This window comes from Pseudomonas sp. Y3 TE3536 (genome assembly GCF_053629175.1).
On sequence record NZ_JBRJHU010000001.1, the window covers coordinates 3968840 to 3988867 of the forward strand.

The 20028-nt window shown below is 60.2% G+C and carries 12 protein-coding genes; 3 read left to right on the top strand and 9 right to left on the bottom strand.

Annotated features, from left to right (window positions below):
- Positions 1 to 12: 12 nt before the first annotated feature.
- Positions 13 to 324 carry a DUF6124 family protein gene (locus AB7M33_RS17900; RefSeq protein WP_027592789.1) on the bottom strand — a complete coding sequence of 104 codons (312 nt, stop codon included), beginning with the start codon at positions 322 to 324 and terminating at the stop codon, positions 13 to 15.
- 88 nt (positions 325 to 412) lie between these two features.
- Here AB7M33_RS17900 and AB7M33_RS17905 point away from each other — a divergent pair, with 88 nt between their 5' ends.
- The gene (locus tag AB7M33_RS17905; RefSeq protein ID WP_265968036.1) at positions 413 to 1111 is read left to right on the top strand and encodes a LexA family transcriptional regulator; all 699 of its coding nucleotides are present in this window, start codon (positions 413 to 415) and stop codon (positions 1109 to 1111) included.
- Between the two features lie 191 nt (positions 1112 to 1302).
- Here the strand turns inward: AB7M33_RS17905 and AB7M33_RS17910 are convergent, their stop codons facing one another.
- The 4 genes from AB7M33_RS17910 to AB7M33_RS17925 are packed head-to-tail and all read right to left on the bottom strand — an operon-like array spanning position 1303 to position 6861.
- Positions 1303 to 3255, bottom strand: coding sequence for an acetyl/propionyl/methylcrotonyl-CoA carboxylase subunit alpha (locus AB7M33_RS17910; protein WP_454243217.1), 1953 nt, complete (start codon positions 3253 to 3255; stop codon positions 1303 to 1305).
- Complete coding sequence (locus AB7M33_RS17915; protein WP_027592786.1) at positions 3252 to 4067, bottom strand: gamma-carboxygeranoyl-CoA hydratase; 816 nt, start codon at positions 4065 to 4067, stop codon at positions 3252 to 3254. Before AB7M33_RS17915 ends, AB7M33_RS17910 begins: the two co-directional genes overlap by 4 nt.
- 3 nt (positions 4068 to 4070) lie before the next feature.
- Entirely contained in the window at positions 4071 to 5678 is a 1608-nt protein-coding gene (locus AB7M33_RS17920; RefSeq protein ID WP_027592785.1) for a carboxyl transferase domain-containing protein, read from the bottom strand.
- Between the two features lie 19 nt (positions 5679 to 5697).
- Positions 5698 to 6861 (bottom strand): isovaleryl-CoA dehydrogenase, encoded by a 1164-nt coding sequence (locus tag AB7M33_RS17925; RefSeq protein WP_027592784.1) that lies wholly within the window; start codon positions 6859 to 6861, stop codon positions 5698 to 5700.
- A 322-nt stretch (positions 6862 to 7183) separates the two neighbouring features.
- Between AB7M33_RS17925 and AB7M33_RS17930 the strand changes: the two genes are divergently transcribed.
- The gene (locus AB7M33_RS17930; RefSeq protein ID WP_454243218.1) at positions 7184 to 8857 is read left to right on the top strand and encodes an AMP-binding protein; all 1674 of its coding nucleotides are present in this window, start codon (positions 7184 to 7186) and stop codon (positions 8855 to 8857) included.
- A gap of 125 nt (positions 8858 to 8982) precedes the next feature.
- Here the strand turns inward: AB7M33_RS17930 and AB7M33_RS17935 are convergent, their stop codons facing one another.
- The 4 genes from AB7M33_RS17935 to AB7M33_RS17950 all read right to left on the bottom strand — a co-directional run bounded on the left by AB7M33_RS17935 (position 8983) and on the right by AB7M33_RS17950 (position 17801).
- The gene (locus AB7M33_RS17935) at positions 8983 to 9213 is read right to left on the bottom strand and encodes a hypothetical protein (protein WP_454243219.1); all 231 of its coding nucleotides are present in this window, start codon (positions 9211 to 9213) and stop codon (positions 8983 to 8985) included.
- A gap of 70 nt (positions 9214 to 9283) precedes the next feature.
- A complete protein-coding gene (locus AB7M33_RS17940) occupies positions 9284 to 16894 on the bottom strand; it encodes a Tc toxin subunit A-related protein (protein WP_454243220.1) in 7611 nt (2536 codons plus the stop codon).
- A 378-nt stretch (positions 16895 to 17272) separates the two neighbouring features.
- Positions 17273 to 17548, bottom strand: a complete 276-nt coding sequence (locus AB7M33_RS17945; RefSeq protein ID WP_454243221.1) for a hypothetical protein — start codon at positions 17546 to 17548, stop codon at positions 17273 to 17275.
- Positions 17549 to 17639: 91 nt separating this feature from the next.
- The gene (locus AB7M33_RS17950) at positions 17640 to 17801 is read right to left on the bottom strand and encodes a hypothetical protein (RefSeq protein WP_003251307.1); all 162 of its coding nucleotides are present in this window, start codon (positions 17799 to 17801) and stop codon (positions 17640 to 17642) included.
- Between the two features lie 141 nt (positions 17802 to 17942).
- Between AB7M33_RS17950 and AB7M33_RS17955 the strand changes: the two genes are divergently transcribed.
- A complete protein-coding gene (locus AB7M33_RS17955) occupies positions 17943 to 19961 on the top strand; it encodes an alpha-1,4-glucan--maltose-1-phosphate maltosyltransferase (protein WP_454243222.1) in 2019 nt (672 codons plus the stop codon).
- Positions 19962 to 20028 lie beyond the last annotated feature (67 nt).

The following is a 20028-nucleotide window of genomic DNA, read 5'->3' on the forward strand; positions in this document are numbered from 1 at the left end:
TCCTTTTTTTACCTACAGACCCGTCTGCACGGTGCGTTTGTGCTCCAGCAGTGCGCGTGCCATGTCCATCATGTGCATCAAGGCGAAGGTCAGCTCGCGCTGCGTGCCATGCTGGTGCACGGCGGTTTCTTGGGCGGTGGCGGCGGCGCAGCGGAGCAGGGCGATGGCGTGCTCCTGGGCTTGGTCACCGGTTACGCCTTCGTGCAGGGTCCAGATTTTGTTCTCGATGGTGGGGCGTGGCGGGTTGGGGTTGAGGTAGTAGTCGAGGGCGCGGCGGGCCGCTTCGCTGTCGAGATCTGTTTCTTCGTTTTTCGGTGGTTTCATCCTGATACCTGCAAATGCCAATAGGGAAAAGGTTCAGGTCGATACTAATACCTTAAGTATTTTCATGCTTTCTGATAAATAATACAGGATGTTTATTGAGCGCTTGAAGGCAGTCCGTATCGTGCCAGCGATGAATATGGATAAATGGATTGCCCTCGTCCGTGACCGGATGGAGGAGCTTGGGCTCACCCAAGAACAGCTTGCTGAACGCGTTGGCGTGTCTCAAGGCAGCGTGGGGCATTGGGTGAACAAACGGCGCCAGCCGAAGATCGAGTCGATGAACCGCACGTTCGTCGAGATTGGCATGCCCCACTACAACGTCAGCTTGCAACTGCGCATTGTGGGCCAGGTAGGCGAGGACCGCGGCAGCTATGACATGGATGACACCGACGATGACCTGGACCTCATGCAATACATCGTGTGCTTCCGCTACCCGGTGCTGGGCTGGGATGAGCTAGAGGGGGCAGAGGCGAGCGTATTCGAGCAGACGGATTACCTGGCCAAGGGCAAGGCGTTCTGGCTGACCGTTGAGAATGAAGCGATGAGCGCCGCCAGTGGCCGCAGTGTGCCGCAAGGGATGCGGATGCTGGTAGACCCTGGGGTGGAGGTTGAGCCGGGGCGTTTGGTTATCGCTCGGCAGCCGGGCAAACCGGCGATTTTCCGTGAGCTGGCTGAGGAAGGTGGGCAGCGGTATCTGAAGGCATTGAACAGCAATTACCCAACGCTGTTGTGCGAAGAGGGCTGTGAGTTTTTGGGGGTGGTTGTGCGGGTGCATGGCAGCTTCTAGCGTACTGGGGCTGCTTTGCAGCCCTTTCCGACCGGCCCGGCGCCCTGGCAAGGCCGCTATTGGATGCACGGCTGGGTTGTCGTGGCGCCTGGAGATCGAGCGCCGCCCGCGCGGCGCTTCGCAGCACAAGGCTGCTCCTACAGGTGTTTCGGGCCAATTATTCCTGTGGTATGGGCGCGCGGCCCCTTGGTTTACTCCACCAGCTCGACCAGCACGGTCCCTTCGCTGACCATATCCCCTTCCTGGCAGAATAGCGCCTTCACCGTGCCGGCATGCGGCGCACGAATGCTGTGCTCCATCTTCATGGCCTCCAGCACCACCAGCGCTGTGCCGGCTTCTACCACTTGGCCCGGCTCGACCAATACCCGCACGATGCTGCCGTTCATGGGCGCGCCCAGGCCGCCTTGGTGGCTGTGGCTGGCCTCGGCTTCGGCGATGGGGTCGAAGGCTTCGATGGCATGCATTTCACCGTCCCAACGCAGGTACAACGTGCCTCCGCGGCGTATCGCCAGGTGCTGGCGGCGCACGCCCGCCTGGTCGTGCACCAGTTGCTCGCCGTTGAGTTGCCAGGTGGATGTCGCGCTACGTTCCAGTGCCACCGCCTGGTCTTGCCCGGCGCTGGTCAGGTGCAGGCTGCTGCGCGCGGGCAGGCCCAGGCGCAGGCCATTGCGTTCAGCCCACGGCGAGCGGTTGTCGTCGTCCCGTTGCTGGCCGGCCTGGCCTTGCAGCCAAGCTTCTGCGGCGGCTTCCCAGAAGGGCGCCGGCAGCGCTTGAGGGGCGGGCAGCAGAACGTCCTGGTGACGTGGGATAAACCCGGTGTCGAGCTCGGCGTCGGCAAACGCTGGGTGCGCGAGGATGCGCCGCAGGAAGGCGATGTTGGTCTTCAACCCGCCGATGGCAAACTCATCGAGCATCGCCAGCAGGCGCAGGCGTGCCTGCTCGCGGTCTTCACCCCAGGCAATCAGCTTGCCCAGCATCGGGTCGTAAAACGGCGACACCACGTCCCCCTCGCTGACCCCGCTGTCGACCCGGCGCCCTTCGCCCGGCGCCGACTCGCGGTAGAACGTCAGCGTGCCAGTGGCGGGCAGAAACTCGTTGGCTGGGTCCTCGGCATACAGGCGCACCTCGATGGCGTGGCCAATCAGCGGTACCTGGTCCTGCGTGATCGGCAACGCCTCGCCACAGGCGACGCGGATCTGCCAGGCCACCAGGTCGAGGCCGGTGATGGCCTCAGTGACCGGGTGCTCGACCTGCAGGCGGGTGTTCATCTCCATGAAGAAGAACTCGCCACGGGCATCGAGCAGGAATTCCACCGTGCCCGCACCCACATAGCCGATGGCCTGGGCGGCGCGCACCGCGGCCTCGCCCATGGCCCGGCGCAGCTCGGGCGACAAGCCGGGGGCGGGGGCTTCTTCGACCACCTTCTGGTGGCGGCGCTGGATCGAGCAGTCACGTTCGTTGAGGTAAAGGCAGTTGCCGTGCTGGTCGGCGAACACCTGGATTTCTACGTGGCGGGGCTTGAGTACGTACTTTTCAACCAGCATGCGGGCATCGCCGAACGACGATTGCGCCTCACGCTGCGCCGAGGCCAGGGCATCGGCCAGTTGGCTTTCGTCCTCGACCACTTTCATGCCCTTGCCACCGCCACCGGCGCTGGCCTTCAGCAGTACCGGGTAGCCGATGCGCTCGGCGGCGGCGCGGAAGGTTTCCAAATCTTGAGCTTCGCCATGGTAGCCCGGTACCAGGGGCACGCCGGCAGCTTCCATCAGTGCTTTGGCCGCTGACTTGCTGCCCATCGCGTCGATGGCGCTGGCCGGTGGGCCGAGGAAGATCAGCCCGGCGTGTTCGATGGCGCGGGCAAAGCCTGCGTTTTCTGAAAGAAAGCCATAGCCGGGGTGGATGGCCTGGGCGCCGCTGGCTTTGGCGGCGGCCAGCAGTTTGTCGACCTGCAGGTAGCTTTCGGCGGCCTTGGTGCCGCCGAGGTCGACGCGGATATCGGCTTCGCGGCTGTGCCGGGCGTCACGGTCGGTGGCGCTGTGCACGGCGACGGTGGTCAGGCCCATGGCCTTGGCGGTGCGCATCACCCGGCAGGCGATTTCACCGCGGTTGGCGACCAGCAGGGTGGTCAACGGGGTGCGGCTCATGGGCGCGGCTCCTTGTTGTCGTCGGTTTGCCAGGCAGGGCGGCGCTTTTCGAGGAAGGCGCGTAGGCCCTCCTGGCCTTCGGCGCTGACGCGGATGCGGGCGATAGTATTTTCGCAGTAGCGGCGCAGGGCAGGGCTCAGCTCGCCGTCGTCGACCTCGCGTAGCAGGTCTTTGCTGGCGCGCAGGGCTTGCGGGCTGTTGAGCAGCAGGTTGGCGACCCAGGCCTCGACGTGGGCATCCAGCTCGTGGGCGGGGTACACCTCGGCCAGCAGGCCCAGTTCACGGGCCCGCACGCCGCTGAAGCGCTCGGCGGTGAGGGCGTAGCGGCGGGTAGCGCGTTCGCCGATGGCCTTGACCACGAATGGGCTGATCACGGCCGGGGCCAGGCCGATGCGCACTTCCGACAGGCACAGTTGGGCGTCTTCGGCGCCGATGGCCATGTCGCAGCAACTGATCAGGCCCAGGGCGCCGCCAAAGGCCGCGCCTTGCACCACGGCCAGGGTCGGCGCCTTGAGCCGGTGCAGGGCGTACATCAGCTCGCCGAGCTCGTGGGCGTCATCGAGGTTGGTGTTGAAGTCCAGTTGCGCAGACTGCTGCATCCAGGCCAGGTCGGCGCCGGCGCTGAAGTGCCGGCCACGGCCACGCAGCAGCAGAAAACGCAGGCTGCTGTCTTCGGCGATCTGGCCGAGGGCGACGATCAGTTCGCGGATCATCTGTGCGTTGAAGGCGTTGTTTTTGTCTTCGCGGCTGAGCCACAGGGTGGCGAAGCCGCGAGGGTCCTTGACCACTTCTAGGGTGCTGAAATCGTTCATGGGTCACATCCGGAAAATGCCGAAGCGGCTCTGTTCGATCGGGGCGTTCAGCGCAGCAGACAACGCCAGGCCGAGCACGTCGCGGGTTTGCGCCGGGTCGATAACGCCGTCGTCCCACAGCCGGGCGCTGGAGTAGTAAGGGTGGCCCTGGTGTTCGTACTGGTCGAGGATCGGCTGCTTGAGCTTGGCTTCGTCTTCGGCGCTGAACGGCTGGCCGCTGCGCTCGCTTTGTTCGCGCTTGACCTGGGCCAGCACGCCAGCGGCCTGCTCGGCACCCATCACGCCGATGCGTGCGTTGGGCCACATCCACAGGAAGCGGGGGTCGTAAGCGCGGCCGCACATGCCATAGTTGCCGGCACCGAAGCTGCCACCGATGATCACGGTGAATTTCGGCACCTGGGCACAGGCCACTGCGGTTACCAGCTTGGCGCCGTGCTTGGCGATGCCGCCTTCTTCGTACTTTTTGCCGACCATGAAGCCGGTGATGTTCTGCAGGAACAGCAGCGGGATGCCGCGCTGGCACGCCAGCTCGATGAAGTGCGCGCCTTTTTGCGCGGCTTCGGCAAACAGAATGCCGTTGTTGGCCAGGATCGCGATCGGGTAGCCGTGCAGGTGGGCGAAGCCGCACACCAAGGTGGTGCCGAACAGTGCCTTGAACTCGTCGAACACCGAGCCATCGACCAGCCGGGCGATGACCTCGCGCACATCGAACGGTTGCTTGGCGTCGGCCGGCACCACGCCGTACAGCTCATCGGCAGCGTACAGCGGGGCGATGGGCGCCTGGCACTGCAGTTTGCCCAGCTTGTGCCAGTTGAGGTTGGCCACGCTGCGCCGGGCCAGGGCCAGGGCATGTTCGTCATTGTCGGCGTAGTGGTCGGCCACGCCGCTGATGCGGCAGTGCACGTCGGCGCCGCCGAGGTCTTCGGCACTCACCACTTCACCGGTCGCGGCCTTCACCAGCGGCGGGCCAGCCAGGAAGATGGTGGCCTGCTGGCGCACCATGATCGCTTCGTCGGCCATGGCGGGCACATAGGCGCCACCGGCGGTGCACGAGCCCATGACCACGGCGAGCTGCGGGATGCCCAGCGCGCTCATGTTGGCCTGGTTGAAGAAAATCCGCCCGAAGTGCTCGCGGTCGGGGAACACTTCGTCCTGGCGGGGCAGGTTGGCGCCGCCGGAGTCCACCAGGTAGATGCACGGCAGGCGGTTCTGCAGGGCGATGGTCTGCGCGCGCAGGTGCTTTTTGACGGTCAGCGGGTAGTACGAGCCGCCTTTGACCGTGGCGTCGTTGGCCACGATCATGCATTCCACGCCTTCTACCCGGCCAATGCCAGCAATCACGCCGGCGGCCGGCACGTCTTCGCCATACACCTCGTGGGCCGCCAGTTGGCCGATTTCGAGGAAGGGGGAGCCTGCGTCCAGCAGGCGGTCGATGCGTTCACGCGGCAGCAGTTTGCCGCGTGAGGTGTGCCGTTCCTGGGCCTTGGGGCCGCCGCCCTGTGCAATGTGCGCAAGCAGGCCACGCAGGGCCTGGACCTGTTCGAGCATGGCCGCGCTGTTGCCGGCGAATTCCGCCGAACGCGGGTTGATCTGGGTATGCAAGGTAGCCATGTGCGCCCGTCCCTTGTGCTCAGCGGGTTTCGTTGAACAATTCGCGGCCGATCAACATCCGGCGGATTTCGCTGGTGCCAGCGCCGATTTCGTACAGTTTGGCGTCGCGCAGCAGGCGGCCCGCAGGGAACTCGTTGATGTAGCCGTTGCCGCCCAGAATCTGGATCGCTTCCAGGGCCATTTGCGTGGCGCGTTCGGCGGTGTACAGGATGACCCCGGCGGCGTCCTTGCGGGTGGTCTCACCGCGGTCGCAGGCCTGGGCCACGGCGTACAGGTAGGCGCGGCTGGCGTTGAGCTGGGTGTACATGTCGGCGATCTTGCCTTGGATCAGCTGGAACTCGCCGATGCTTTGGCCAAACTGCTTGCGGTCATGGATGTAGGGCACCACCAGGTCCATGCAGCTTTGCATGATGCCGGTCGGGCCGCCGGACAGCACCACGCGTTCGTAGTCCAGGCCGCTCATCAGCACGCGCACGCCGCCGTTGAGTTGGCCGAGGATGTTTTCTTCCGGTACTTCGACGTCATCGAAGAACAGCTCGCAGGTGTTGGAGCCGCGCATGCCCAGCTTGTCGAACTTGTTGCTGCGGCTGAAGCCTTTCCAGTCGCGTTCGACGATGAACGCGGTAATACCGTGCGCGCCCTTGTCCAGGTCGGTCTTGGCGTAGATCACGTAGGTGTTGGCGTCGGGACCGTTGGTGATCCAGGTCTTGCTGCCGTTGAGCACATAGCGGTCGCCGCGTTTTTCGGCGCGCAGCTTCATCGACACCACGTCGGAGCCGGCGTTGGGTTCGCTCATGGCCAGGGCGCCGATGTGCTCGCCGCTGATCAGCTTGGGCAGGTACTTGAGCTTTTGCTCATGGGTGCCGTTGCGGTTGATCTGGTTGACGCAGAGGTTGGAGTGGGCGCCGTAGGACAGGGCGACCGAGGCCGAGGCGCGGCTGATTTCTTCCATCGACACCACGTGGGCCAGGTAGCCCAGGCCGGCGCCGCCGTACTCTTCCGACACGGTGATGCCCAGCAGGCCCATGTCACCGAACTTGCGCCACATGTCGGCGGGGAACAGGTTGTCGTGGTCGATCTGCGCGGCGCGCGGCGCCAGTTCGGCGGCGACGAAGGTGCTGACCTGGTCGCGGAGCATGTCGATGGTTTCGCCCAGGGCGAAGTTCAGGGAGGGGTAATGCATGCGGGGGCACCTTCTTGTTCTTGAAATTGGGTAACACCGTAGCTCATGGATTCGCCGCCGACCCCTGTGGGAGCGGGCTTGCCCGCGAATGCGTCAGCAGGACCACCGTCATTGCCTGAGTGATCGCATTCGCGGGCAAGCCCGCTCCCACAGGGGTCGACTCTTGCCTGATGGCCGGTGTCGTTCATAACCTTTACGTTAACGTAAACCTGCCTTCAGCCACTGTCAATCGCCTCATCACCTTTACGTAAACGTAAATCTGCGCCAGAGTATCTCCCGCTTGCTTCAGTCGTGCCCAGAACAACCACAAGAAGGGACACCCATGAGTCAACCGAGCTATACCCGCGGTCGCCAGGACCGGCCCTTGCTGACCCAAACCATCGGCCAGGCCTTCGATGCCACCGTGGCCCGCTGCGCCGATGGCGAAGCGTTGGTGGCGCGCCACCAGGGCCTGCGCTACAGCTGGCGGCAGTTGGCCGAACAGGTCGATGTGCACGCCCGTGCCTTGATGGCCCTGGGCGTGAACACCGGCGACCGCGTGGGCATCTGGTCGCCCAACTGCGCCCAGTGGTGCATCCTGCAACTGGCCAGCGCCAAGGTTGGCGCGATCCTGGTCAACATCAACCCGGCGTATCGCGTCGGCGAGCTGGAATACGTGCTGCGCCAGTCCGGTTGCCGCTGGCTGGTGTGCGCCGATGCCTTCAAAACGTCGGATTACCACGCCATGGTCCAGGGCCTGGTGCCGGAGCTGGCCAGCGTTGCCCCCGGTGAATTGGCCAGTGAAGGCCTGCCCGAGCTGCGCGGGGTGATCAGCCTGGCTGCCCAGCCGCCGCAGGGCTTTTTGCCGTGGCAGGCGCTGGCCGAGCGGGCAGGGCAGACCACGCTCGAGGCCTTCACGGCCCGCCAGCAAAGCCTGCAGTTCGACCAGCCGGTGAACATCCAGTACACCTCCGGCACCACCGGCGCGCCCAAGGGCGCCACCCTCAGCCACTACAACATCCTCAACAATGGCTTGATGGTCGGCGAAAGCCTGGGCCTGACCTCGGCCGACCGCATGGTGATCCCGGTGCCGCTGTACCACTGCTTCGGCATGGTCATGGCCAACCTCGGTTGCATCACCCACGGCAGCACCATGGTCTACCCCAACGACGCCTTCGACGCCGAACTCACCCTGCGCGCCGTGGCCGAAGAACGCGCCAGCATCCTCTATGGCGTGCCCACCATGTTCATCGCCATGCTCGACCACCCGGCCCGTCAGGCCATGGACCTCTCGAGCCTGCGCAGCGGCATCATGGCCGGTGCCACCTGCCCGATCGAAGTGATGCGCCGGGTTATCGACCAGATGCACATGGCCGAAGTGCAAATTGCCTATGGCATGACCGAGACCAGCCCGGTGTCCCTGCAAACCGGCCCGGACGACGAGCTTGAGCTGCGTGTGGCCACGGTCGGGCGCACCCAGCCGCAGTTGGAGAACAAGCTGGTGGACGCCGACGGCTGCATTGTTGCCAGGGGCGAAATCGGCGAGCTGTGCACGCGGGGCTACAGCGTGATGCTCGGGTATTGGGACAACCCGCAGGCCACGGCGGATGCCATCGACCCCGCTGGCTGGATGCACTCGGGCGACTTGGCGGTCATGGACGAACAGGGGTATGTGCGTATCGTCGGGCGCAACAAGGACATGATCATCCGCGGCGGCGAGAACATCTATCCGCGCGAGCTGGAGGAGTTTTTCTATACCCACCCGGCAATCGCGGATGCCCAGGTGATCGGCATACCGTGCAACCGTTACGGCGAAGAAATCGTGGCCTGGATCAAACTGCACCCCGGGCACAGCGCCACGGTCGATGAGCTGCAGGGCTGGTGCAAGGCACGCATCGCGCATTACAAGGTGCCGCGGCATATCCGCTTCGTTGACGAGTTCCCGATGACGGTGACGGGGAAGGTGCAGAAGTTCAGGATGCGGGAGATCAGCGTTTCGGAAATCAACAGGACCTGATGATTCAAAGCACCCTTCTTGTTCATAACAGCTAATGCGAACATGAACCGACGCTGACCCTCCGTGCACCAGGCTGCGTACACACTGAGAATCACTCAGTGTGTACGCAGCCTGGTGCACGGGGGCTATTCAGTCCCGTTTATCTTATTCAGCAATTTACCAACGGTCTCAAGTTCGGACAGTTCGCTAACGGAAATGTCGAGCTCATTGAACTCACTAAGCAGGGCTATGATCCAGCGTTTACCATTTCCGTTAATGTCCAAGAGCGATGTGGTCTCGTCGATTTCGCCTGTATAGGCTAGCTGATTGTCTAAGAATATCTTGAATGCCTCAAGTGTTGTTTTTTCTGTACTCATTGTTGTGTCCTCGCGTTGGTTTAAATGCATAACCTGTTTACGGCCCGGGGCCGTTGAGCGTGATGGGTTCTCAATTAAGTGGCGCATCTGTTATGGGGAATGTGTAGCTTTCGTCATAGACCTCGCTTTTTAATGTGAACGTATTATTTTTTTTGTCGATATTGATCAGGGTGCCACGGTCGTAATAGGCGTTGCCGTTCCCTGTCCATCGGGTGATTCTGATTTCCTTGTTCATATTTTTTTCCAGGTACGCAATCTTCGTTCCCGATGGATTTTTAGTCGAGGCGGGGAAGGTTTCCTGCAGTAATTTCTTCACATCCTTACGAAAGTCGGCCGAGCCGTCCAGCGCGGAGTAGATGACATGCACGTTAATATCCTCGAGCTTACAGTCGTCACCGACAAAAAAACTGGGGTTGTTTTTTGCACCATCCGGAAATTCAAGCTTCCAGCTGGAAAGCAATCCGGTACCTTCGAACGGCTGGTAGCGAGACTCATCGGGCATTGAGGGTTGCAGGTCATAGTTGGTGAATTCTTCTTTATGTGACCAGATTGCAACCTTCTGGTTGGGGCGCAGGTCTAGCTTTACTTTTTTTGGGTCGCCTTTGTTGGTGTCGTAAAGGTGCTCCGCGCCGTCGAGATCATCCTTTAGCAAAACCTTGTTGGAGGTCTGGTAGAGCATGCCCGACGGCGAAATGGGTTTACTGACTCCATTGTATGAGAACGTCAGCCATATACGCTCTATCCTGCGCATATAATGGCCGGGGTAGTGATTGTCGAAATGGCGGGAGGCCAAGTCGAAAAGAATCACGTCCGTTTTCAGTGCCTTTTGAAGTGTCTCCTCGCTGTAACCGAGGTCCTTCACCAGGGAGAGCTCAGCGTGAATATTAAGTGGCCGATGGTTCTCACGAATGGCGGCCAAGTCCATCTCCATCAGATCGCGCTCCAGTGCCTCGCCGGCGAGCATCCCACGCCAGTTGTCGAGCCAGCTATCGGTTCTGATCCAGGTTTTGCTGAACTCGCCCAGTTCGTACTGCAGGCACGTTTCGGCCAGCAGGCACAACGAGAGGGTGGCATCGTAGGCGCTGCTGTAGATATCCGCCATGCGCCCGATCAGCCAGAGATACGTCGGGTAGCTGGTGAATACGGAAGTCATAATTTCATGTTCGGTGCGGTGAGCCGCTAGGCGGGTGCGGGCCTCTTCCATGGCGATGGACGCGGCGCGGACACGGATGTCACCCTCTCGTAATTGCTTGTCGATGACCTTCAGCTCGAACGACGCCTGTTCAGCTTCGAACTGCCATTGCTGAGAGCGCAGTTGGTATTCGGCGCGCAAGCGCAAGTCGTCGCCCACCAATTCCGATATCTTGCCCAGCATTTCGAAAGTTATCGCTATCCTGGCCGTCCCTTGATTAGGCTCGGCTTTGCCGAACGCCATGCCGAAGATTTTGGGAATCGTGTCTAGGATACCGGCCGTGGTCTGGAATGGAATCGAGGTTGCATAGCATCCTTGGGCTATACCGCCGAGTGCCATGGACGCGGTTTCCAGATCGGTGATGCCTTCATTCACCAGCCCTTGGTAGTAGGCTTGCTTTTTCAGCACCATCTGCTGACTCGCCATTACGGTATCCCGCTCGCGCTTGGCCAGTTCCAGCGCCTGCTCTTGCAGGCGGCAGGGGAATTCCAGCAGCTTGATGATATGTTTCTTGCTGGCCAGGGCGAGTTTTTGTGCCGCCTCACTTTCATAGAGCCGCAGCTGTGTCTGCCCCAGCTCGATCAACTGCAACACGGCCTCTCCTGCGCATTTGCGTACTTCCTCGTAACGGCAGGGTGGCACCACCCGGGCAACGGTCACCGTGCTGCTTTGGTCCTGCTCTGCGTTGCCATGGCCTAAGGCGAGCAGGCCGATGACGTTGGGGTCGAGCATGATCGAGGCCGGCTTGCCATCCAGGGTCAGGCCGTGGCGCAGGTTGAAGAGGCGATTGCGCAGCAAATTGCGTAGCTCGACGAGTTTGTTGTTGAGCGGTGGTGTGAAGGCGTTTGTGCAGGCATCGGCCAGCGAGGGTGCTTGAGTGGGTGCGCTCGATAGGTTCTCCGGCAGCACGCCGATTAAGCGCAGGGCTTTGTCGTAACACAGGGCAGCCTCGACCAGTGAATCGGGGTTGAGCATGCGGTACTGGTCGTCACCCTGGCGTTGCCAGTTTTCCACCACGAACAGGTGCAGTGCCTTCCGGTATCTCTCCGGTTCGGCGTAGGCCAGCCGGTAGGGGTCGTTTAATTTGTCGGCGGTTGCATAGGTGTTGAGGTCGAGCAGTGGTTCGGTGAGCCAGTGCCGTGGTGGGTTATCATCGTCGGGTGCCCAGGTGCGGTACGGGTCGAACAGGTGGCGGGTGCACGAATGCCAAGCCAGGCGGTATTCGCGGTTCTGGCGTTGCAGCCAAGCAAGCAGGAACGGGACGTGGAAGAACAGTTCCCAGAAGTAGAGGCCATTGGCGCTGCGGAAGTCGACCGTGGTGGCCGAGCTACCGGGTTCCAGGCGTGGCTCTGTCAGATGCTGGGCTTTCCACGACAGGGCCTGCTGAAACGACTGGGTGGCCAAGGCTACCAGTTGTTTACCGAACAAGGTGTTGAGGCGCAGGCTTTGGACGCTCAGTTTGTCCTCTGTGACTGCTTTCTGATTGGCTTCAGACAGGTCAAGATACAGTGCCTGCTGGTCGTTACGCCTGATGAACACGCTGGGCACAGAATCATCCCGTTCGCTTATCAAGGTGTAAACTTCTTGCACAGAGGCGAGCGATTCGTCGTCGAACGCTTCATCAAAGACTTCAAGTTTGAGCGTGAGTTCAGTGATATCCCGATTAATTGGGTATTGGCAAAGGGCCTGAGATTGGTCATTTTTAAGCAGCACGTCCTCGAAGACCATGATGTGCGTAGGGTCGAGGTAAAGCAGTATTTTTAGACAGCTTTCAGGGTGGAAGTGCCGCAGCCGAAGTGCAGCATTTAACAGGTCTTCTGGCAAGGTACTGTCTGCCTGCTTTATTTCCTCGACTTCTTTGTTGATAAAAGCGGTGATAGCGTCGGCCGCACTGCTGAGCGTTGATTTTCGAGCCCGGGCAATGGCTTCGCCATAAGCCAAGCGGCCTTGGTCATTGGTGCTTTCGGAGGTGCCGAGTTGTGAGTGGTATTCGGACAGCGTCGTGTAGCGGGTTTTTAATAGTGCTTGCTTTAAAGAATTGAAGAGAGTTGGGTCTTGGCTGGGGAGAGTGTTGAGTTGGCTAAGAGCAGGGGTCTTGAGCCGTTGCAACTCTTCTTTAGGTAGGGTCCAGGTTGCATGGGTTGCGTTGGAGGGTGAAATGGTTAGTTTCGACCTTAGACGTGAGAAAACAGTTTGTTTGTATGATTTTGTTATAAGTTCTGCACGGCTATGTACGGAATTATTTATGGCAGGCCCATATATATCGTATTCTAAGTAATTGATCGTATGAAGTTTTTGAGCGATTTTTTTATCTATGGTTTTGTGGAACTCTTGTTGAGCTAGAGTGCTTTCAAGTGAAAACGCAATTAGTGTAGTTGGATATGTTGGATGTGTTGTGTCTGTTGGTGGGTTAGAAATGGAAAGGATTATTTTATTGGATTTATAGCAGCTTTTTGATAGGAAAGTTGCCTTTGCGATAAGTTTGTACTGCTCCGTGTTGCCAGCTATTTCGTGGAGTTCGATTGTGATAGTTGCAATTTTTTCACCCTTATCATAGAGATCTTTATAGTCGTATCTGATGACTGTAAAGGGGGCTGAGATAAAGAGTTTTGCAGGTAACCATGTATCCTGCATTTCGGCCGAAATGTTGATGTATTTCTGGTCGTTGGTTAACGGCGCTTTAATGTCTATTGTTCCTAAGGATGGAATACCATATTTCTTGGTCAGGGTGTCCTGTTTCGTGGCGGTGAGCCACGACAGTTGGTTCTTGGTATTCTCCTTCGGTTGCAGCTCGATAAGTGGGCCTGTGTACGGGTGCTGAACCGTTCGTGGGTCCTGGAACAAGTCAAACCAATTTTTTGCTAAATTTTCTTGGATGGGTTTTTTTTCGTTGTCAATGTCGAGCGATTTGCTTTCCAGTAACAATAGGTCCTTCATCACAAAGAAATATTTTTCATCTGTTATGGTACGCGAGGAGGCATCGAATAATAGTACGGTCAACCAGGGGTCATCCAGTCGATCACCTTCAATGTTAACCATGACCATCAAGCCAGGTTTGAATTCTTTGGTCTTTAGATATTTGTTTTTCGATAATTCGAATTCGAATTTTCCCTTGTCATCATGCCCGTCCAGGCACAACAGTTCATTGGTAGGGGTCCACATACCGTCTGTCTGCTGGTAGCTGAAACAGACCCGCAGGGCGTAGTAGCGGCTAGGTTTATTGTCCTTATCCGGGATTGCGGTGGTATCGCGCTCCACCCAAACGGCATAGCGACGCCCGGCGATAACGACCGGGCGGACCAGGTCGATATAATCACGCTTGTCCTCCGCAATCCGTTTTTGCACGGCGTCAGACGCTCGCTCTTTAGCCTTCTCTTCCTCAACAGTGCCATTTCCTTTGACATATTTCTTAGCTTCGGGAAGTGGGGTTACTGCCATCTGCCCGTTGACCGTAAGTGTGATCTTTTCCCACTCGCTCCACGCCAGCATGCTTGGCGCACTTGGGGCGTCCTTCTTGTCGCGTTCGGACATATCCAATGTTCGCCAGTAATACTCGGTAGGCTCGACGTTGGTCTTGCCGATGAAGTGATAGATATCCTTCAACGGTGAAGTGCCGTTGGCATACACCGAAATCGGCTGAATATTGCTGACCTTCTCAAAGGAACTGAGGTAATCCAGCATCGCAATATTGACGTCATCCTCCGTGCACTTGCCCTGGGAGAGTGCGGTTTCCAGGTCTTTGAACGCGGTGGTCTTGCGCTGTCGACGGGTGGGGTCGATGAAGTTTTGCGGTTCGTTTTGCGCGTCCTTGCGCAGCTTCCAGCGTTCGTAACTGCTGCTGAAATTTTCCCACTCGTCATGTTCTTCTCTGGTGATCTCGGTGTTGCGGTAGCCGTTTTCCAGGTGCGAGTGAATCTGATGCAGGTAGCGCTGCAGGCTGGCGGTGGCCGAAAGTGTGCGAGTAGTGAGCGGTTCGTGGGACACCTGCAGGTCGATCAGTAGGTAGTCGGCTAGGGTCTGCGGGCTGATGACCCAGTCACGCGCGACGTCCTTGGGCGCCCAATGGACGATCATCCATTGCATCAGCGCGTCACGCCAGGCGATGCTCAGTTGTGCGTCGAGTGCCTTGCGCTGCTTGTTGGAACAGCCCTTGCGAAGGGCGATGGCAGCTTGCTCGAAAGGCGCGTAGTCCTTGGCCTTGGGAAGTGTGCCCAGTTCGAGCAGGGTGTCTACCGCAAGGTTGTGCTTTTTCGCCTGTTCCAGTAGGCGCAGTAGCCGATCAAGTTCCTGCAGCGTCGAGGGCGGCGCCGTGCCTGCCAAGGCGGTGAGCGCGCCGCTGGGTTGGCCGAGCAGCCGTTCGAGCGCGCTCCAGGCGTTATTGCCCTGGGTGCCCTCCTGCGGGCCGCCGGCCTCAGTGTCAAACTCGGCCAGGTATTTCAATACATCGGGCTCCCCCTGACCCGGTGCCAGCCCGGCCAGCAGAGCTTTGTAGCAACTGAATTGATAGACGGTGGTGAGGTCGAGGGGGCGGCAGGTGTTCTTCGTCTTGCCTTTGAGGGCGAACCGGCCAGGGGTCAGCGAGACTTGCATGAGCATCTTAGCGCTGAGGTTGAACAGCTTCACCACGTCGCTGTGGCGCTGCAGCGTGGACCACTGCAGATAGTCGCTGGCCGTGAAGCAACTGAGTGCAGTGGAGCCCTTGGCGCGTTGCAGGGCAATGGCTTTGATGCTGTCTGTCAGTGTTTGGGGGTCGATTTTTGCCCAACGCAGCAGGGGCTCTACAAGGTTCTTGGCCTCAAGCCCCAGCGCGTTGCGCAGTGCCTCGTGCAGGGTGTCGAGGCTCTGGGTAGTGTTGGGCTTGAATGCGTTTTCCCATGCGTTCGAAAGGTAGGGAACCTGTTGACTCAGCAGCCTGGCCAGCCGCTGGGTATCCATCCCTTGCTGCTGCACCCACTCCATGGCCTGGGTCACGCCGGTGATCACGTCGACGATGTCCGCCTGGCCGGTTTTCGCCAGCAAGCTCGGCTTGCCGGCCAGTTGCTGGCGGTAGATGGGTTGTTCGTCCATCAACAGCTCAAGCAGGCACAGCCCTTGCTGGGTGGAGGTGCCGAACACGCGTGCCAGGGCAACGATCCGGTAGCAGGCCGAAACCACCGCCAATGACCGTGTTGGCTTCGCCAGGCCCTGGGCGGTGGTGACCCAGCCGAGGATTACACGCAGCAAGGCGTCGTCCAGGTTCAGCGCCAGGCTGAGCTGCTTCACGGTCAGCCCGTCGTCACCGCTGGTGGCCAGGGGATCGAACGCACTGTCGTCGAGGGACAATACAGGCGCTGCGGGCTTGGTCTCGTCACTGTTGGCCGGTGCGAACAACTGGTCGTAGAACGACGCCTGTCGGTCAGTAGCGTAGGGCGAGATGGCATCGATAAGCGCGGCATATTGCCAGGGGGTGACCTGGTATTTCTGTTGCAAATGGCGGAACTGGCCCAGGGCGCGCAGGGTGTTTTCAGTCAGCTGGTAGTCTGCCTGCTGACCCTCTGCGCGTAGCGCGGCCATGACCAGCCCATCGCACTCTGCGGCGTTCAGGCCCAGGGCACGCTGTACGCGCAGGATGCGAAGCATGCGGTCGAGGTGGGCCTCCGTGAGGCCGGTGATCGCCACGGTCTTCTCCGCCGACGGCGACTCGCTGAGGTACAGCGGTGTGCCTGCATTGTTGATGAATGTCGCGCCGTGCACCGCGCTCGATGCCACGGCTGCCGAGGCAACATAGGCGCTGCGGTTCACGCTGGTATTACCCTTACCGACAGCGTTGACGGCCAACAGCTTGCGCAACTCCCGCCGGGTAAGCCCTAGCGCTTTGGTTAACTTTTGTGTGGTATCGGTGGACGCCAGTGTCAGGTCGTCCTGACTTTTTTTGCTCAGCAAGAGCGCCTGCAGTTGTGATGCGAAGCCGTTGCTCAGCAAGGTGGCGGAGCGCAGGGCGGCGAGGGCGAGGTTGTCGAAGATGAAGGCGGGGTGGCCTGCATCGGGGCTGCTTAGCACGTCCAAGATCAGTAGGTTTTTGGCTGCCAGGGTGGCCTTGATCGACTCCCAGGCATAGTGGAAGGGCACGTTGGCGTTGTACACCCCCTTGGCAACCGTCGGCTGCAGCGATTGCTTCGCAGTCAGGGCCTCTTGAGCACGGCTTTCCAGCAGGCCCAACACAAGACGTACCTTGGGCAGGATTTTACGGGTGGTCTTGTCGTCGAGTGTTAGCGCCAGCAGGTCGGGGCGCCGCTTCAACAGGGTGATCGACGCGCTGGCCTTCGCCCGCACCTCGAACGCCAGGATCAATTCCTTGAGATGGACTAGATAGGCCAGCCGGCTGTTGTTGGCCATCAGTGCTCCGGGGGCACAGCGGGTCTGGTCATCCGTGAACAGGCCCATGTAGGTAGTGGCGTCAGGACGTTTAGCGGGGGCTGAGTTGCTGCTTGCCGAGGTGATGTCGTTCATGGCAGTGACCTTGACGTTCCGTGCAGAGGTCCGGACAGGACCGATGACCCGAATCTACTCGCGGTCGAGAACGTGCACACCTGGCAAAAATGCTAGTTTTGATGGCGCATTCGAAGGCCATAACGGCTTTCAGGGGCTTGGCTTTCTGGGCGCGCATATCCCACTTGAGGGTGCCGTGGTATTAGCGTTTTGTTGATGAGTATCCGGTGACGCTGACGGGAAGGTGCAGAAGTTCAGGATGCGGGAGATCAGTGTGGCGGAGATCTCAGCTCTATCTGCGGGTTGAAAGGTTGGCCGAACTGGCCTTTTCGCGGGTAAACCCGCTCCCACAGGTACATCACCGCTTACATGGGCTGTGATGTACTTGTGGGAGCGGGTTTACCCGTCAAGGGGGCAGTGTAATTGCCTTTTTGTCACTGCCGACCACAGCGCTTCTGCCAACAAACCAACGGTCATATTTGAGTTTTGGCTGAAACTGGTTTCAAAGGCATGGCGCAGCTCCCTACCCGCATCTTCAAGGATGTCATCATCAAACTTTTCAAGCACAGTGGATGAGACAAGCAGAGCCGCGTCGGCCTTGGCATCCCGAAGGCTTTCCAGAACGTAGGCCTCATACTCTGCCCGCTCAGCGGGAGAGATGACATCTGCTTCCATGGGGAGTCTCCTGTTCTGGTTGGGAGTCTCATCATCGAAGCAACGTGCAGACACCGCTACTGGCAAAAATATCAGTAGCGGTGGTCTACCCTTAAGCCTTCACCGGTGGCTCCTGGCTCGGCGGGTCGCCCACCGTCGGCGGCACGGTCGGCTTGATCGGCAGCTCGTCCGGGTCCTCCTCCGGCACGGGTGGCGGCAAGCTGGGGTCGTCGATGTTCGGATCGGGGGTTTCCGGTGGAATGGGAATGTTCATGGCCTGACCTCGCGTGGGTGAATGAAGAGGTGCTGCAGGCTCTGACTGTCAGGGGCTGCCGTTCGCTCAATTTATTTGAACCCCTACGCCCGCGCCCGGCTCTGAACCCTTACCGCCACCAGCCTAAGGGAGCAAGGTCCGATGTCACGAAACGAGCCCTTCGAAAGCGTGCCCATGGCGAACGATCACCCAGACCAGGCCATCAGCCTGGCCCAGGCGCTGCTGGCGCCGCGTATCGTGATCGAAAGCACGCAACCTGCGCTCGACGGCGGCATGTTCGCCACCAAGGCCATCAGCGGCCAGGCGGTCGCGGTCAGCAGCAAGGTTTACAGCGACGGCCATGACCGCCTCGCTGTGATGCTCAACTGGCGCCAGGCCCACAGCCGACGCTGGCACTGCGTGCCTATGCATTCACCCGGCAATGACCTGTGGCTGGGCGAGTTCACCCCAACTGAGCTGGGCCCGCACCTGTTCAGCATCGAGGCGTGGATCGACCCGTTCGCCACCTATTGCCACGACCTGGAGAAGAAGTACCACGCTGGCGTCGAGGTCAAGCTGGAGCTTGAGGAAGGCCGTCTTCTGTTGGGCAAAGGCGCAGAGCGCAGCGAGGGCTTCTTGCGTGAACAGATCGAAGCCTTGCAGGCCCGGCTGCCGACACTGCCTGAGGATGACCAGGTGGCGCTGTTGCTGGGCCCCGAAGCCACACGGCTGATGACCGAAGCCGAGCACCGCAGCTACCTTACCCGCAGCAGCGAATTCCCGGTCGACGTCGACCGCCCGGCGGCGCAGTTCGCCAGCTGGTATGAATTGTTCCCGCGCTCGATCACCGACAGCCCCGAGCGCCATGGCACCTTCAACGACGTGCACGAACGCCTGCCGATGATCCGCGACATGGGCTTTGACGTGCTGTACTTCCCGCCCATTCACCCGATTGGCAAAAAACACCGCAAGGGCCGCAACAATGCCTTGCAGGCAGAGCCCAATGACCCAGGCAGCCCTTACGCCATCGGCAGCCCCGAAGGCGGGCACGACGCCATTCACCCAGCGCTGGGCACCCGCGAAGACTTCCGCCGCCTGGTGGCCGCCGCCGCTGAGCATGGCCTGGAAATCGCCCTGGACTTCGCCATCCAGTGCTCGCAAGACCACCCTTGGCTCAAAGAACACCCCGGCTGGTTCAGCTGGCGCCCCGACGGCACCATCCGCTATGCGGAAAACCCGCCGAAAAAGTACCAGGACATCGTCAACGTCGACTTCTATGCCCCAGAGGCCGTGCCTTCGCTGTGGTTGGCGCTGCGCGACGTCGTGGTTGGTTGGGTCGAGGAGGGCGTGAAGACCTTCCGCGTCGATAACCCGCACACCAAACCGTTGCCGTTCTGGCAATGGCTGATCGCCAATGTGCGCAGCCAGCACCCGGACGTGATTTTTCTGGCCGAGGCCTTCACCAAGCCGGCGATGATGGCGCGCTTGGGCAAGGTCGGTTACACCCAGAGCTACACCTATTTCACCTGGCGCAACAGCAAGCAGGAGCTGCGCGAGTTTTACGAAGAGCTCAACCAGCCGCCGTGGAGCCTGTGCTACCGGCCCAACTTCTTCGTCAACACGCCAGATATCAACCCGTTTTTCCTGCACACCTCGGGGCGGGCGGGTTTTCTTATTCGCGCGGCCTTGGCGACCATGGGTTCGGGGTTGTGGGGCATGTATTCGGGCTTCGAACTGTGCGAAGCCACGCCGCTGCCGGGTAAAGAGGAATACTTGGACTCGGAGAAGTACGAAATCCGCCCGCGTGATTTCACCCAACCCGGCAACATCATTGCCGAAATCGCCCAGCTCAACCGTATCCGCCGACAGAACCGCGCCTTGCAGACTCACCTTGGGGTGGCGTTTTTCAATTGCTGGAACGACAACATCCTGTACTTCGCCAAGCGTACGCCCGAGCGCGACAACTTCATTTTGGTGGCGATCAGCCTCGACCCGCACAACGCCCAGGAAGCCAGCTTCGAGCTGCCGCTGTGGGAGTTGGGCCTGGACGACAGCGCCGACACTGTTGGCGAAGACCTGATGAACGGCCACCGCTGGACCTGGCATGGCAAGACCCAATGGATGCGCATCGAGCCCTGGCATCAGCCGTTTGGTATCTGGCGTATCGAGAAATCCATTTAGGGGGGGCGCTGCGCGCCCCATTCGCGGGACAAGCCCGCTCCCACACACGCACACGGGCAGTGCAAGC

Coding starts and splice junctions, on each gene's coding strand:
- AB7M33_RS17900 (WP_027592789.1), bottom strand. CDS start 324: ATGAAACCACCGAAAAACGAAGAAACAGATCTCGACAGCGAAGCGGCC.
- AB7M33_RS17905 (WP_265968036.1), top strand. CDS start 413: ATGTTTATTGAGCGCTTGAAGGCAGTCCGTATCGTGCCAGCGATGAAT.
- AB7M33_RS17910 (WP_454243217.1), bottom strand. CDS start 3,255: ATGAGCCGCACCCCGTTGACCACCCTGCTGGTCGCCAACCGCGGTGAA.
- AB7M33_RS17915 (WP_027592786.1), bottom strand. CDS start 4,067: ATGAACGATTTCAGCACCCTAGAAGTGGTCAAGGACCCTCGCGGCTTC.
- AB7M33_RS17920 (WP_027592785.1), bottom strand. CDS start 5,678: ATGGCTACCTTGCATACCCAGATCAACCCGCGTTCGGCGGAATTCGCC.
- AB7M33_RS17925 (WP_027592784.1), bottom strand. CDS start 6,861: ATGCATTACCCCTCCCTGAACTTCGCCCTGGGCGAAACCATCGACATG.
- AB7M33_RS17930 (WP_454243218.1), top strand. CDS start 7,184: ATGAGTCAACCGAGCTATACCCGCGGTCGCCAGGACCGGCCCTTGCTG.
- AB7M33_RS17935 (WP_454243219.1), bottom strand. CDS start 9,213: ATGAGTACAGAAAAAACAACACTTGAGGCATTCAAGATATTCTTAGAC.
- AB7M33_RS17940 (WP_454243220.1), bottom strand. CDS start 16,894: ATGAACGACATCACCTCGGCAAGCAGCAACTCAGCCCCCGCTAAACGT.
- AB7M33_RS17945 (WP_454243221.1), bottom strand. CDS start 17,548: ATGGAAGCAGATGTCATCTCTCCCGCTGAGCGGGCAGAGTATGAGGCC.
- AB7M33_RS17950 (WP_003251307.1), bottom strand. CDS start 17,801: ATGAACATTCCCATTCCACCGGAAACCCCCGATCCGAACATCGACGAC.
- AB7M33_RS17955 (WP_454243222.1), top strand. CDS start 17,943: ATGTCACGAAACGAGCCCTTCGAAAGCGTGCCCATGGCGAACGATCAC.